The organism is Niallia tiangongensis (assembly GCF_044704065.1).
Lineage (GTDB): Bacteria > Bacillota > Bacilli > Bacillales > Cytobacillaceae > Niallia > Niallia tiangongensis.
The window spans coordinates 163,719-178,985 of the sequence record NZ_CP162613.1; the positions used below are offsets into that span (position 1 = coordinate 163,719).

Below are 15,267 nucleotides of genomic sequence, written 5' to 3' on the forward strand. Positions count from 1 at the left end.
GAGTGTAATGGACCAAACGATTTTAGTAAAGGTAGAAGATGTATCCTTTAAATATGAGGAGCAATTAGAAAACGCCCTAGATCACGTTTCTTTACATGTTAATAGAGGGGAATGGGTTGCTGTAGTTGGACACAATGGTTCAGGTAAATCTACGCTAGCTAAGTTATTAAATGGATTACAATTTTCTAATGAAGGTTCAATTATAATAGATGGTATTCCGATTACAGAGGATTCTGTGTGGGATATTAGAAAAAAGGTTGGAATGGTATTCCAGAATCCTGATAACCAGTTTGTTGGTACAACGGTTAAGGATGATGTGGCTTTTGGTTTAGAAAATAACGCCGTTCCAAGGAGTGAGATGGTAACAAGAGTAGAGAGTTCTTTAGAAAAAGTAAAGATGTTAGCTTTTCTTGATCAAGAGCCGCACCATCTATCTGGAGGACAAAAACAGAGAGTCGCTATTGCAGGAATTATTGCCTTAAAGCCTGAAATTATCATATTAGATGAGGCTACCTCTATGCTTGATCCTCAAGGAAGAGAAGAAGTATTTGAAATCATGAGAGATTTGCAAAAAGAGAATATGACAATTATCTCGATCACCCATGATTTAGATGAGGCTGCTAAGGCTGACCGAATCATCGTGATGAATAAGGGAAAAGTGTATAAAGAGGGAAGCCCTAAAGAAATTTTTAAGCTTCAGAAGGAACTTGTAGAAATTGGTTTAGATATCCCTTTTACCATTAAACTAAGAGAAAGTCTATTGAATAAAGGTATTCCATTAGAAGAAGTATATTTAACAGAAGAAGAGTTGGTGACAGGCATATGGACATCTCACTTCAAAAAGTAGAGTATCGTTACCAGGAGAATTCGCCATTTGAACGGTTAGCGATAGAGGACGTAAGTTTTGATATTCCCTCAGGAAGCTATGTTGCCGTGATAGGGCATACTGGCTCTGGGAAATCGACTATTTTACAGCATCTTAATGCGCTTTTAACTCCATCAAAGGGGAAAGTTATAATAGGTGACCGCACTATTGAAGGTGGACAAAAGCATAAAAATTTGCGGAGTATTCGACAAAGAGTAGGTATTGTTTTTCAGTTTCCAGAACAGCAGCTGTTTGAGGAAACAGTAGAAAAAGATATTTGCTTTGGTCCTCTGAATTTTGGGATCTCCGAGTCGGAGGCAAAGATTAGAGCGGAAAAGGCATTGCGTGAAGTAGGTTTATCGGAAGAGTTTCTTTTAAAATCTCCTTTTGATTTATCTGGTGGCCAGATGAGAAGAGTCGCCATTGCGGGTGTATTAGCAATGGAACCGGATGTGCTTGTTTTGGATGAGCCGACAGCTGGCTTAGATCCAAGAGGCAGACGAGAAATAATGGATATGTTTTATAAGCTTCATAAAGAGCGGAATTTAACTACTATTTTAGTTACGCATAGTATGGAAGACGCAGCTCATTATGCTGATCAAATAGTCATTATGAATAAAGGGAAAGTACATCGTCAGGGAACACCGATAGAGATATTTAAGAATGCAGAAGATTTGGCATCTATTGGGTTGAATGTACCTGAGGTAGTGCGATTTCAAATAAAAGTAGAAGCAAAATTTGGGATGAAGATGGAGCAAGTGCATTTAAATATGGAAGACTTTACCGAAGAATTGGCAGTGTATTTAAAAAAGAAAGTAGGGAGTAGTTAATGGGAAAAATGATTATTGGGCGTTTTATTCCCGTTGATTCGATTTTGCACAGAATGGATCCCCGTTCAAAATTACTGCTTGTTTTTCTATTTATCTGTGTTGTATTTTTGGCTAACAATATTTGGAGTTATTCTTTACTAATTGTATATGTAGGTACGTTAGTAGCCTTTTCCAATGTACCGATAAAATATATTTATTTAGGATTAAGGCCCATTTTTTGGCTAATTATCTTTACGTTTATGTTGCATTTATTTTTTACGAAGAATGGAGATCTATTGTTTGAATGGGGATGGATTACTATCTATGAAGAAGGCGTCAGAATGGGGATTCTTATTTCGATTCGGTTCTTCCTGCTTATTATCATGACATCCTTGCTTACGTTAACAACTACACCAATTGAATTAACAGATGCAATTGAAACACTGTTAGGGCCGTTAAAGAAAGTGAAATTTCCTGTCCACGAGTTGGCGCTTATGATGTCTATTTCATTGCGTTTCATTCCAACTTTAATGGATGAAACAGAGAAGATTATGAAGGCTCAGATGGCAAGAGGAGTAGAATTTTCCAGTGGTTCGATTAAAAGCCGTGTCCAAGCAATTATTCCTTTATTGATTCCTTTATTTGTTAACTCCTTTAAACGAGCGGAGGAGCTTGCTATTGCGATGGAAGCACGTGGTTACCAAGGTGGAGAAGGAAGAACGAAATATCGCCAATTAGTATGGAGTCCAATCGACACAATTATGATTATTATTTTGATACTAGTAACAGCCCTGCTGTTTGTATTAAGAACATAGTGGAGAATAAGATGCAAAGATATAAATGTACAATTAGCTATGACGGTTCAAATTATAGTGGTTTTCAGATTCAACCAAAGGATCTAACGGTGCAAGGTGAAATCGAAAAGGCTTTAAGAAAGCTTCATAAAGGGATAGAGGTAAAGATTCAGGCATCAGGCAGAACCGATGCAGGTGTTCATGCGAAGGGACAAGTTATTCATTTTGATAGCACTCTTGATATTCCGGCAGAAAAATGGCCGATTGCACTAAATACTTTATTGCCCCATGATATAGTGGTTGCAGATGCTGTGATAGTGCCTGAATCCTTTCATGCAAGATATAATGTAACAGCAAAGGAATATCGCTACTTTATCCAATTAGGAGAGCGGAGAGATCCATTTAAACGCCATTATGCTTATTACTATCCATATACCCTAAATGTGAAGGCAATGAGAGAAGCGTTGACCTATTTTATTGGTGAATATGATTTTACTAGTTTTTGCTCTGCTAAAACAGACAAAGAAAGAAAAGTAAGAACGGTAACTGGGGTAAAGTTAATAGAGAAAGAAAATATGCTAATATTTTCTTTCCAAGGGAATGGATTCCTTTATAATATGGTGCGCATTATGGTTGGAACATTACTAGATGTTGGAAGAGGAAAGAAATCCCCAGAGGATATCCCTATGATTATCGAGAAAAAAGATAGAAAAGCAGCTGGAAAAACAGCTTCTGCACATGGATTGTATCTTTGGAAAGTATTGTATTAAATGAATATCGTAGATTTCCGCGCAAAATAGACTTTCTCTGATGGTGAAATGAGTGAAATAGCTTATATTTTATAAGCGGAGATCAGTATTTTTTGAGTAAAAACTATAAGAAAACTAATTTTTTTCTCATAACAACTAAACCTGGTGTAACATTCCCTTGACATATACTAGTCTAGGATATATCATAATATGGTATGTATTTTAATCCCACATTAAGCCCCGGAACTTAATTGTGTGAACATATAGACGTAAGAACAGAACATTCGTAATTTAAAACAAATTATAATTTAACATTTCAGGAGGGAAACTCATGCGTACAACGTTTATGGCTAATTCAAACACTATTGATCGTAAATGGTACGTGATTGATGCTGAAGGCCAAACTTTAGGTCGTCTTGCTAGTGAAATAGCATCAATTCTACGTGGTAAACATAAACCAACTTTCACACCTCATGTGGATACTGGTGATCATGTAATTATTTTAAATGCTTCAAAAATTGAATTGACTGGTAAAAAATTAACTGACAAAATTTACTACCGTCACTCCATGCACCCAGGTGGATTAAAGCAAAGAACTGCTTTAGAAATGCGTACTAACTATCCAGAGCAAATGTTAGAACTTGCAATCAAAGGTATGCTTCCAAAGAATTCTCTTGGTCGTCAAATGTTTAGAAAATTACACGTATATGCTGGTAGCGAACATCCGCACCAAGCTCAACAACCAGAAGTTTACGAACTTCGTGGATAATTAATAAAGGGAGGTAAAACAAATGGCACAGGTTCAATATATCGGTACTGGTCGTCGTAAAAGCTCTGTTGCTCGTGTACGTTTAGTTCCAGGTGACGGACAAATCATCATCAATGGTCGTGAAATCGAAAGTTATATCCCGTTTGCAGCTTTACGTGAAGTTGTTAAACAACCATTAGTAGCTACTGAAACTACTGGAAGCTACAATATTTTAGTAAATGTTAACGGTGGAGGTTATACTGGTCAAGCTGGCGCTATCCGTCATGGTATCGCTCGTGCTTTACTTCAAGTAGATCCTGAATACCGTCCAACATTAAAACGTGCAGGATTATTAACTCGTGACGCTCGTATGAAAGAACGTAAAAAATACGGTCTTAAAGGCGCTCGTCGTGCACCTCAGTTCTCAAAACGTTAATTTTGGTGTTTCAAAGGCTCTTTCCACATTTGTGGAGAGGGTCTTTTTTTTATATTAAGAAACAAGTTCTTAAATATGTTTACTCAGAAACCTTTTTGCTGCCTTTTGTTCGAATAACAGCTATGAGTAGTGTGTAAACAGTGATTACCATATAATACTCTATACATAAGAGAAGTGGGCATGAATTAATTATTGGTCTGCTTTTCATACAATGCTAGCTGGGAAAACTAGAAGAAGCCGGTTGGAAAAACAAATTAAAATCATTGGGAGTAGAGCTAGTTCTCATTCTTTATACTTTCTTTATACTTTTCTAGTCAAATTATTTATACTTGTCCCTTATTCTAAATAAATCAACATCGAAAGGAAGAATGGTTATGTCAGAAACAATTCTTAAAGCAACGAATGTTTCAAAAATATATGGAAAACACAAAGCACTTGATAAAGTATCAATCGAAATTAAGCGAGGAATGATATATGGTTTAATCGGGGAAAATGGTGCAGGAAAATCGACGTTTATGCGTACTGTTATGGGCTTAATCTCAATCGCTGAGGGTGACATAGAGCTTTTTGGCGAAAGTAGTACGAAGGGATTGCAACAGGCAAGAAGAAAAATGGGACAATCGATTGAAACACCAGCACTTTATCCGGACTTAACGGCTCGAGAGAATCTTAAAGTACAAGCAGCAAACGGTGGTGTAAGTGAACGAGAAATTGATGATTTACTTCGCTTGATGAGCCTTGAAGATACAGGAAAGAAGAAGGTTAAGGATTTCTCATTAGGGATGCGCCAACGTTTAGCTATTGCATCGACTCTGATTACAAATCCAGAATTCTTAATTTTAGACGAGCCGACAAACGGTCTTGATCCATCAGGGATTGTGGAGATGCGCGAAATCATTCAACGATTGGTGAAGGATCGAGGGATTACTGTCTTACTCTCTTCGCATTTGCTTGACGAACTATCACAGATTGCTACACATTATGGGATTTTGCATAAGGGGAAACTCATTAGTGAGCTTTCAAGAGAGCAATTAGAATCTGAAACTCGTCAATATATTGAATTAGAAACAACCGAGGTTCATAAAGCAGTAGTTGTACTAGATGAAATGGGGATAAAGGAATACGAGGTTGTAAATGGAACGGAGATTAATATTTATGAACGTTTAGAGGAAGTGGCTTCTATTAACCGTTCGCTAGTATTAGCTAATGTGAATGTTTCGAGAATAGGGACAACAAGACAAAAGCTCGAAGATTATTTTTTACAATTAACAGGAGGAACCACCCATGCTTAATCTCTTAACAGCTGAAAAAATTAAGTTAGTTCGAAGTAAAAAATTATGGATTGTCCTAGGGATTTTATCGATATTTCCTATTTTGCAAGTAATGAATAGTAAAATTTCTGTGAATAATGGAGCGCAGCTCAATCAAACCATTGATACAGTGATCAATGGAGCGACAGGAATTTTAATGATGGAGAAAAACGGATTAACCGTTTTACTCGTTATGAGTGCTTTTATTAGTTTTATTATTGGGGAAGAATTTCAAAAAGGGACCATTCGAAATGCATTGTCTTTAGGACGAAGCCGGACCTATTATTATATGACAAAATTGGGGGTTGCTGCACTGCTTACCCTCGTTGGTGTCATCTTAATGACTGTATTTGGTATAATAGGCTTTTCCGTTGTGTTTGGCTTTGGGGAGGTAGCAGAAATTAGCAATTACCTTTGGTTTGCTATAAAAGCTTTCATAACACTTTATTTTCTAATTTTGGCAAACGTATCTATCTATGTCATGATTAGTTTTTTAACAAAAAACAGCGCAGTTTCCCTAATATGGAGTTTCCTTTATACGATTGCAACAGGTTTTGGGGCTGGGATTTTTCAGCAAACGGAGCATTTTAAGCAATTGACATTCTGGTTTACAGAATCTTTCTTGTTTTACTCTGATTTCGCAAAACCAGTAGATATTGCAAAATACCCTGAGATGATAGTAGTTAGTATCATCACAATCGTTTTAACCTCCATTATAGGCATCCTTCTGTTTAAACGAACAGACATAAAGTAGGTAGGTAGAGATGGCAACGATATTAATCATGGAAGACGATATGGCCATTCATTCACTTATAAACGAAGCGTTGGAATTGAATGGTTTTAAAACAATTAGTGCATATTCAGGGACTGAAGGGAAATTACTATTCGAACAAGCACAAATGGATTTAATCTTATTAGATTTAATGCTTCCCGGGATGAATGGAGAAGAATTTCTTCAACAAATTCGGCATAACACAAACATTCCTGTAATAGTGATTTCAGCTAAAAATGATCAAGATACGAAGTTAGAGCTTTTGACAAGTGGAGCGGATGATTATATGACAAAACCATTTGATGTGAAGGAGCTACTTGCAAGGATTCACATTCAGTTACGTCATGCTATCAAAACTTCAGAGGATAATAAGAAAGAAATTCAATACAAGAACATCAGCATAGATATTGACACACGTGAAGTAAAATTAAATGATGAAATTATTCACCTTACTGGACGGGAATATGCAATACTTCTACTTTTTTTAGAAAATCCTCAAAAAGTATTTAGCCGTGCCAATATTTATGAAAGTGTTTGGGACGAACCATATTTTGATAGTGATAAAACGATTAATATGCATATCAGTAATATACGAAATAAGCTCAACTTAAGAGATACAAATTATATTAAAACAATATGGGGCATAGGCTTCAAATTTGATTAACGAAGGGGGTTGGTGAATGTTATGTGGGGGTGGGTATTTTTCTTACTAACATTTGCGCTTCTTTTTTATCTTTACTTTTTAAAAAGAGAACTGCGAAAGTTGAAAGAGGAGGTCCATAATCTTCCCACTCGTGCCAGTTTTGGAAGTAGACTATCTCTAGATTTTCGTGAGAAAACTTTGTTAGAGTTAGTAGATGAATTGAATCTGATGATTAATGTGTTTGAAGATAAGAATCGTCAAGCGAAACAGATGGAAGAAAATGTGAAGTTATCAATCGCAGGGCTCTCTCACGACTTGCGGACACCGCTCACATCCATTAATGGCTATGTGCAACTTTTACATGCGACGAATGATGAGACGCGGCGGAAACACTATGTAGCGATTATTGAACAGTCTGTAAAACGACTGATTGAAATGACGGAACACTTTTATGACTTAGCCCGTATGGAAACAAACCAAAAAGAAATAGTACTGACATCAATTTCTTTATCTAATTTAGTGGAAGAAATCTTCTTATCCTTTTATGAACAATTGGAAGAGAAGAAAATTGAACTCCAATTTCCCGAAGAAATAAAGGATAGAAAAATTATTACGGACAAATTAATGACGACACGTGTCCTTCATAATATCGTTCAAAATATACTTCGTTATGCTAAAAATACAGTTATTATCAGCTATGATATGGAAAAAGACTTCCTAGTTTTACGCATCAAAAACGATATTAAACGAGATAGTAAAGTGGCAATAGAAAAAGTCTTTATGCGTTTCTATACGGAGGTCAGCAGTAGAACTAACACGGAAGCAAGTGGGTTAGGTCTTTACTTATCAAAAAAATTAGTTGAAAAGATGAATGGGAAAATGGAAGCGGAGCTACAGGATAATTGGTTTATTCTTAAAATGTATTTTCCTATTAATGGGATTCAACCTTAAATGTTACAATCAATATTTGTATCCTTGCATTGCAATTAGTTTTTATATGTAACTCTCAAATCTTTGGGAGTTTTTTATTTTTTTACAAAGAAAAAGCCCGTCAAGTATGGAGGGGAGAAATCGATATTTGTTAGCATATGTCAGATGGTGTCCCTTATTCTTTAAGTACGATTTAGTCAGTATCGGTAATTCCTCTTCTCCAGCCGAGAAACAGGATTATCCCGTTTTAAATGAACTTAGGTAATCAATATTACACCATTTTCACTATCTCGCCCCTATCCTCGTCAATTGAGCCTTTCCCCTTGAAACAAAATTTGAGCATGTTACGATTAGAAATGTTGAAAAAGAATATGGAATGAAATGTTAATAATTAGGAGGGTGTGAATGTTAAAAGACAAGACAGTAGCATTTTTAGGGGCAGGCTCGATGGCAGAGGCAATGATTGCAGGTGCTCTTCAAGCGGAAAAACTTCTCCCCAACCAAATAATTGCAACCAATAATAGCAATACTGCTCGTTTACAAGAATTAGCCAATGAATACGGTGTAAGAACGATCCAAAAAGAACAATTACCCTATAAGGATATTGATTTGTTTATATTGGCGATGAAGCCGAAAGGAGCGAGAGAGGCACTACGTTCGTTAAAGGAGAGGCTAACCCCAAATCAAGTAGTAATTTCTGTATTAGCTGGCATAACAACAAGTTTCATGGAAGACCATCTACAAGGAGGACAACAAGTTATACGGGTGATGCCAAACACTTCAAGTATGGTGCAGCAATCAGCAACAGCGCTAACAAGGGGGAAACATACAAAGGCAGAAAACATCGAAGCGGTAAAAGAATTACTTCAATGTATGGGAAAGGTCTTTGTGATAAAAGAAGAGCAGATGGACCTCTTTACTGGAATTGCAGGAAGCGGACCGGCATACTTTTATTACTTAATGGAGCACATGGAGTCTGTTGGTTTGCAATATGGGATGCCCAAAGAACAAATTAGGGAAATCGTGTCACAAACCGTTTATGGAGCAGCGAAAATGGTAATAGAAAAAGGAACATCACCTACTATCCTAAGAGAAAATGTAACTTCGCCAAATGGAACAACCGCCTCTGGCTTGAAAGCTTTAGCAGATTATAAAGGTGGAGAGGCCATATCCCAAGCAATCAAACATGCAGCAAGTCGATCCCAACAGATAAGCGCGGAGCTTGGTGGTGCGAAATTAAATTCTTAATGGAAAAATAGGAGGTACAGAATGTTAACAGAGGATTTGCAAGAGAAAGATAAACAGATAAAAAGAGTTGTAATTAAGATTGGAAGCAGTTCCCTAACCAGCATGCATGGAGAAATAAGCCGGAAAAAACTCGAGAAATTAGTAGAGCAACTTGTGGAGCTAAAGGATGCTGGTTATGAAGTGGCGGTGGTTTCCTCAGGTGCGGTAGCTGCTGGGTATCGAAAGCTTGGGTGTATAAAGCGTCCAACCTCGCTTCCAGAAAAACAGGCAGCGGCATCTATCGGTCAAGGCCTATTAATGGAATCTTACTCAGAACTCTTTTTATCTCATGGATACGTTGCTTCCCAAATATTAATCACAAGAGGTGATTTTGCAGATGAAAAGCGATATACCAATATGAAAAATACATTAAATGTATTATTGAATAGGGGTATTATTCCAATCATTAATGAAAATGATACGGTTACAATTGATCGCTTGAAATTTGGGGATAATGATACACTTTCGGCTAAAGTAGCAGCTCTCATTCATGGGGACCAGCTCATTATATTATCAGATGTAGATGGATTGTATACGGATAACCCGCATAGGAACCCACAAGCAAAGATGCTAGAAGAGGTTCAAACCATTACTTCTGAAATTGAGTCTTTAGCAGGCGGAGCAGATAGTGAAGTAGGAACAGGTGGAATGAAATCGAAAATTGCAGCAATGAAAATTGCATTAGCTTCTGGCATAGATGCTTTTTTAGGAAGAGCAGGAAAGCCTGATATTTTAATGGATGCAGTGAATGGTACAGCAAAAGGAACTTATTTTAGACAAAAGCAAAATGCTTATAATTTATGTGATGAGCAGCAGTGGATTGCTTTTCATTCTGGACCTGAAGGGAAAATTGTTGTTAGTGTTACGGGAAAAGAAGATATGATTGAAAACCATATAGATCTACTGGTAGAAAATATTGTACAGGTGAATGGACACTTTGATCAGGGAGCGGTTGTAAGAATCGTAGATGAACACCAAGAGGAAATTGGGTTAGGTAGAGTGAACTTTTCTCACTTAGAGCTAAAAGAAAAGGCTGAAAACGAAAATATTGCGGTTGAGCAATCTACCTTTGTTTATTCTCGTAATTATATATCATCAGAGGTTGGATAAAAAGAGGAGGCGGATGAGTGGCATCCATAGTGGAAGATAAGCAGATAGTTGAAAAGCAAGCAATCGCTGCGAAAAAGGCAGCAAAAAAACTTAGTGTCCTAAATACAACTGAAAAAAATGAAGCACTAAATGTTGTTGCTGACGAATTAGTAAAGCAGCTAGCCTTTATTTTAGAGGCCAATGAAAAAGATTTACAAAATGGCAAAGCGAGTGGTTTTGAGAAGGCCTTTATGGATCGCTTGACTCTGAATGAAAGTAGAATTAAGGATTTTGCCGAAGGGCTTCGTGTAGTGGCAGAATTACCAGATCCGGTAGGGGATGTTTTATCAAACTGGACGTTAGAAAATGGCCTAAGAGTTGAGACAATACGTGTTCCTCTTGGGGTTATAGGAATGATCTATGAAGCTCGTCCCAATGTTACAGTCGATGCGACGGGATTAGCGCTTAAGTCAGGAAATGCCATCATTTTAAAGGGAGGATCTTCCGCTATTCATTCTAATATGGCAATTGTTGAGGTTATGCATAAGGCCTTGGAGAAAACGGCTATTCCAAAAGAAGCAGTGCAATTTATTTCTTCAACAGATCGAAATGCTACAAAACAATTATTTACGATGAAAGAGCATATAGATGTACTTATTCCAAGGGGAGGCGGATCCCTTATTCAAACCGTAGTGGAAAATGCAACTGTTCCTGTACTAGAAACAGGTGTAGGAAATTGCCATCTTTATGTAGACAAAGAAGCCGATTTGAAAAAAGCACTCGATATTATCGTTAATGCGAAAACGGACCGACCTGCTGTATGTAATGCTGCTGAAACATTAATCATTCATCAAGAATTTCTAGCTAAATATAAATTGGAGCTAGCTCAAACGCTATCAGCGAATGGTATTCTCGTTCATGGGGATGAAATGGCTTGTAAGGAAATGCCTGACGTTATTCCAGCTACTGAAAAGGATTGGGCTGAGGAGTATTTAAGCTTAGAAATTGCCGTAAAAACGGTGAATAGTTTAGAAGCTGCAATAGAACATATTGACCGGTATGGAACGAAACATTCTGAGGCAATTATTACGGAGAATCAAAAAACAGCAAGGAAATTTATGCAGTTAACAGATGCGGCGGCTCTTTACCATAATGCATCAACAAGATTTACCGATGGAGGAGCGTTAGGATTTGGTGCAGAGATTGGAATTTCTACACAGAAACTTCATGCGCGTGGACCAATGGGTCTTCCTGCACTAACGACGGTAAAATATATGATGCGTGGGAATGGGCAAATAAGATAGGTACAAAAACTCTCCATGAGCAAATGGAGAGTTTTTCGTCTATAATATTCAGATTTTATTATTATTTGGGTGGTTTATATACTGGATGAAAAATGGTAAGAAAACACTCAAATAGCAACTATTCTTTCAATTGGATAGCAAAAGGCTTGTTGGGCTAGTATGGTCCCTTCCTGTTGGATGAAAAATAACAACAAGAGGTGAAATCAATTGGCAGTCATTACAAGCTTTGATATAAAAAAACGAGAAAAACAAATAAAATACGAAAGAGCCGTTCTTAAGGAAATATCTATTAAAGAGTTAAAAGAAAAGGTAGCTCGCTATTTTGGTTCCTCAAACTTGACTTCAAGTGTTTTAATGAATGAGGGAATAGAAGAGGCTTGTTATGATGTTGCGATAGAAGCCTTTCTGCTAGGAGCAAATTACAGTAAATTTAGTGAATATGGTGAAGATATTCAAGCTATAAAAAATAGATGTAAGGAAGAGGATAATCATTTAAAGGAAACACTTTACCACTTTCTACTTTATTGGGGAAGTGAGGAAAGCAATAAAAATGAATCGCTTTACTACCTATGTGAACAGTTCGTGGATGAATGGTGGTTAGAAGGCGTTCAGAAAGCAAATAAAAGAAGAAAGCTTAGGCTTCATTAAAGGTGGCAGTACTGCCACCTTTTATCTTATGGTAGTTATTATTTTAAAATCATTTTCAGATATTCTACAAAAAGCGTGGATTGTTCTTTTAGATTTACTTCTTTAGGTGGGAGTATAGCATAATCAAGTGCAAGCCCATCAGTAAACGTAATAATGGATTGTGCGATAGTTTTACTATTAAAGTTTTGATTAAATTCTCCCTTATTCTGTCCTGCTTTAATAATTTCTTCATAGAGCTTCAAGGCAAGCTCATATCTTTTTTTTGCGTATTCTCTTCTCCTAATATCATTCCTTCCTGTAACAAAAAACTCTAATATACTCGGTGCTAAAGGATTGATTTCATTTTCCGATGCAGGACTTTCATCGATAATATAGGATAAAAGTAACTGCCAATAAGATTCTATTTCTTTGTGTAGTAGTTCTTCCAAATTTATTACTTCGGAAGATAGGTTTTCTGCTAAAATGGCTTCGAATAAGTCTTCTTTATTGGAGAAATATTGGTATAAACCACCTCTGCTAACACCGGCTTCCTCCATTACGTGTCTCATTGTCGTTTTTTCATATCCATGTTCAATAAAGACATTCTTAGCTGCTTTAAGGATATTAGCTCGTCGCTGTTCCAGATGCTTTTGACTGACTTTTGGAGTCAATTTTCTCCCCCCGATCTAATCTATTTCTAGTTACCCATCCAATAATAGCTGCCAAAATTAACAAGCATGCACTTACCAGAAATGTTATATAGACTCCTAAAATAGTGGATAGCCATCCTCCAAGCAGTGGGCCGATAATAGTGGCAGTAGTCGTAACGCTATTAATGACACCAAAGACTCTTCCGGTAAGTTGCACAGGTGTAATGGCTTGAATGTATGCTTGGTAGGGAACTAAAACATACGTCGCAGTGAATCCACCAAGAAATCCGAATGCTGAACCCCATAGATTCGGATGACTAACGTTGAAATAAGTGAATAAAGACATCATACCAAAACTAATCCCAATTCCACAAACACCAAAAAGCATAGATATAAAAGGTTGATAATCTGTTTTTTTAGCAAGAATATAGCCAGATAAAAACATCCCTGTTCCAGACGCTGTTACAATATAGCCAAATAAATTACTGGAGGCTAGTTCAAGCTCTCTTATTAGAATGATGATTTGTGAATCTGCTAGTTGTAAGATAAGGAGGCTCAGACCTAAAAAGATCATTCCTGTTAACATGAAAAGATTGGATGTAATGAATTTTATCCCTATCGCTAAATCTTTCCTAAAAGAAGGTTTAATCCCCTTTTTAATTTCAGTAGAGACAGTAGTTACTCGAGACTTTTCCTTTGGAAGGAATAGGAGTAACAATGCGGAGAAAAGAAAGGAGAAAGAATCGAGATAGAAAATGGTTTTTACCTCTAAGAATGAAACTAACATCCCACTTAATAATGGTCCTAATATTTTGGTGCCAGAATCAATCATTGTGGTAATGGAAATAGCACTTTTTATATGGTGATTGTCTACTAATTCTTTTAGTTTCCCATTTTTTGAAGGGATAAAGATAGTGGATATGGTTCCAATTGCCAATAAGCAGATATAGACGGTGAGGATACTATCTGCGGTAGCCAATAATAGAATCAGCCCTGCTCGAATAAGGTCGGATAAAATCATTAATAGCTTGCGATTAAAACGATCAGCAAAAGTACCAGCTATAGGTCCAAGAAAGACCATGGGTAAGGCAAGACATAACATAATAAGAGATACTTCGATTGGAGTGGCATTCCATTTTAGTCCAACCATTGTCATGATAGCTATAATACTTAACCAATCACCTAAACCTGAAATAATCTGAGCTGCTATAAGGCTTTTAAATCCATTCGTTTTTAATAATCCAGAAAGCATAAAAATTCCTCCTTTTTAAAATGACACTGATGTCATTTATATATGTATTATAACGACATATATGTCGTTTAATCAATACCTATAATGAAAAACAGGTATTTTTTTGTAGATAATATGGTCGAAGTAATCTAGGAAGCAAAAGGACTTGCTGTTCTAAAATTTCTTGTTCCCCCATATAGTAAGAATAAGGACGGGCATAGGGGGAATGAGGGAGACTGTGAGTAAAAAGTGGAAGATAAGCATATATATCATGGGGTTAGCGCTCCTTTTCTTTATTTTGCAATTTGATTTCTCGAATGATGATTCATGGGATGCCTGGAATTTACCGTTGACCGGAAAAGTGATCATTATCGATCCGGGACATGGAGGACCAGATGGTGGTGCAGGAGATAACGAAGTATTGGAAAAGGATATTGCATTAAAGGTCTCTTTGAAGATTCGTGATTATTTACAGGAGCAAGGCGCCTTAGTCATTATGACAAGAGAAGTAGATAAGGATTTAGCGAGTGAAAGTACGAAAGGATATCGCAATAGAAAAGTGGAGGACTTAAAAGAGAGAATCAATATCATTAATAAATCGGATGCAGATTTATTTTTGAGTGTTCATTTAAATGCGATCCCTTCATCGAAATGGAGCGGAGCACAAACCTTCTATTCATCTCAGATGGAAGGAAATGCTAGAGCGGCTAAATTTATTCAAGATGAGTTAATTGATAACTTAGAGAATACTACTCGTAAGGCGAAACCACTAGAGAGTGTATACATACTTAAATATGCAGAGAAGCCGGGAGTATTAGTAGAGGTAGGTTTCCTATCAAATCCACAAGAAAAAGCGAATCTTATGAAGGAAGATTATCAAGAAAAAATCGCAGCGTCCATCTATAAAGGAGTTAATCGTTATTTTACGAATGAAGAGGAACTAGAAGTAGAAGAATAGGGACTAATTATGTCTCTATTTTTATTTTGCATATTAATCATATTCCCGGGAAATAAATCTCTTAT

The 15,267-nt window shown here is 36.7% G+C and carries 17 protein-coding genes; 15 read left to right on the top strand and 2 right to left on the bottom strand.

Going from position 1 to position 15,267, the window contains the following annotated elements:
- The first annotated feature begins 7 nt into the window (after positions 1-7).
- The 14 genes from AB3U99_RS00885 (at position 8) to AB3U99_RS00950 (ending at position 12,384) form a co-directional block, all read left to right on the top strand.
- Positions 8-847, top strand: a complete 840-nt coding sequence (locus AB3U99_RS00885; RefSeq protein WP_400244880.1) for an energy-coupling factor ABC transporter ATP-binding protein — start codon at positions 8-10, stop codon at positions 845-847.
- Positions 823-1,695 (top strand): energy-coupling factor ABC transporter ATP-binding protein, encoded by an 873-nt coding sequence (locus AB3U99_RS00890; RefSeq protein WP_400244882.1) that lies wholly within the window; start codon positions 823-825, stop codon positions 1,693-1,695. Before AB3U99_RS00885 ends, AB3U99_RS00890 begins: the two co-directional genes overlap by 25 nt.
- On the top strand, positions 1,695-2,489 hold the full coding sequence (locus AB3U99_RS00895) for an energy-coupling factor transporter transmembrane component T family protein (protein ID WP_400244883.1): 795 nt from the start codon (positions 1,695-1,697) through the stop codon (positions 2,487-2,489). The genes AB3U99_RS00890 and AB3U99_RS00895 overlap by 1 nt, the downstream gene beginning before the upstream one ends.
- 11 nt (positions 2,490-2,500) lie before the next feature.
- Positions 2,501-3,238 carry a tRNA pseudouridine(38-40) synthase TruA gene (gene truA / locus AB3U99_RS00900; RefSeq protein ID WP_400244885.1) on the top strand — a complete coding sequence of 246 codons (738 nt, stop codon included), beginning with the start codon at positions 2,501-2,503 and terminating at the stop codon, positions 3,236-3,238.
- A 310-nt stretch (positions 3,239-3,548) separates the two neighbouring features.
- The gene (gene rplM / locus AB3U99_RS00905; RefSeq protein ID WP_235251447.1) at positions 3,549-3,986 is read left to right on the top strand and encodes a 50S ribosomal protein L13; all 438 of its coding nucleotides are present in this window, start codon (positions 3,549-3,551) and stop codon (positions 3,984-3,986) included.
- Between the two features lie 22 nt (positions 3,987-4,008).
- A complete protein-coding gene (gene rpsI / locus AB3U99_RS00910; protein ID WP_016204588.1) occupies positions 4,009-4,401 on the top strand; it encodes a 30S ribosomal protein S9 in 393 nt (130 codons plus the stop codon).
- A gap of 374 nt (positions 4,402-4,775) precedes the next feature.
- Positions 4,776-5,693: an ATP-binding cassette domain-containing protein gene (locus tag AB3U99_RS00915; RefSeq protein ID WP_400244889.1), complete on the top strand. Its 918-nt coding sequence runs from the start codon at positions 4,776-4,778 to the stop codon at positions 5,691-5,693.
- Positions 5,686-6,465: an ABC transporter permease gene (locus tag AB3U99_RS00920; RefSeq protein ID WP_400244891.1), complete on the top strand. Its 780-nt coding sequence runs from the start codon at positions 5,686-5,688 to the stop codon at positions 6,463-6,465. The genes AB3U99_RS00915 and AB3U99_RS00920 overlap by 8 nt, the downstream gene beginning before the upstream one ends.
- 10 nt (positions 6,466-6,475) lie before the next feature.
- Positions 6,476-7,147, top strand: coding sequence for a response regulator transcription factor (locus tag AB3U99_RS00925; RefSeq protein WP_400244893.1), 672 nt, complete (start codon positions 6,476-6,478; stop codon positions 7,145-7,147).
- Positions 7,148-7,168: 21 nt separating this feature from the next.
- Positions 7,169-8,077 (top strand): sensor histidine kinase, encoded by a 909-nt coding sequence (locus AB3U99_RS00930; protein ID WP_400247921.1) that lies wholly within the window; start codon positions 7,169-7,171, stop codon positions 8,075-8,077.
- 384 nt (positions 8,078-8,461) lie between these two features.
- A complete protein-coding gene (proC, locus tag AB3U99_RS00935) occupies positions 8,462-9,304 on the top strand; it encodes a pyrroline-5-carboxylate reductase (protein WP_400244895.1) in 843 nt (280 codons plus the stop codon).
- 21 nt (positions 9,305-9,325) lie between these two features.
- Positions 9,326-10,453, top strand: a complete 1,128-nt coding sequence (gene proB, locus AB3U99_RS00940; protein WP_400244897.1) for a glutamate 5-kinase — start codon at positions 9,326-9,328, stop codon at positions 10,451-10,453.
- A 17-nt stretch (positions 10,454-10,470) separates the two neighbouring features.
- The gene (locus AB3U99_RS00945; RefSeq protein ID WP_400244899.1) at positions 10,471-11,736 is read left to right on the top strand and encodes a glutamate-5-semialdehyde dehydrogenase; all 1,266 of its coding nucleotides are present in this window, start codon (positions 10,471-10,473) and stop codon (positions 11,734-11,736) included.
- Between the two features lie 207 nt (positions 11,737-11,943).
- Complete coding sequence (locus tag AB3U99_RS00950) at positions 11,944-12,384, top strand: DUF2521 family protein (protein WP_400244901.1); 441 nt, start codon at positions 11,944-11,946, stop codon at positions 12,382-12,384.
- Between the two features lie 38 nt (positions 12,385-12,422).
- Here the strand turns inward: AB3U99_RS00950 and AB3U99_RS00955 are convergent, their stop codons facing one another.
- Together AB3U99_RS00955 and AB3U99_RS00960 are read right to left on the bottom strand one after the other, a co-directional pair.
- Positions 12,423-13,034, bottom strand: a complete 612-nt coding sequence (locus AB3U99_RS00955) for a TetR/AcrR family transcriptional regulator (RefSeq protein WP_400244902.1) — start codon at positions 13,032-13,034, stop codon at positions 12,423-12,425.
- The gene (locus AB3U99_RS00960; RefSeq protein ID WP_400244904.1) at positions 12,988-14,265 is read right to left on the bottom strand and encodes an MFS transporter; all 1,278 of its coding nucleotides are present in this window, start codon (positions 14,263-14,265) and stop codon (positions 12,988-12,990) included. Before AB3U99_RS00960 ends, AB3U99_RS00955 begins: the two co-directional genes overlap by 47 nt.
- Before the next feature lie 217 nt (positions 14,266-14,482).
- On the opposite strand from AB3U99_RS00960, the gene cwlD reads away from it, so the two are divergent.
- A complete protein-coding gene (cwlD, locus tag AB3U99_RS00965) occupies positions 14,483-15,202 on the top strand; it encodes an N-acetylmuramoyl-L-alanine amidase CwlD (protein ID WP_400244906.1) in 720 nt (239 codons plus the stop codon).
- The last annotated feature ends 65 nt before the right edge of the window (positions 15,203-15,267 follow it).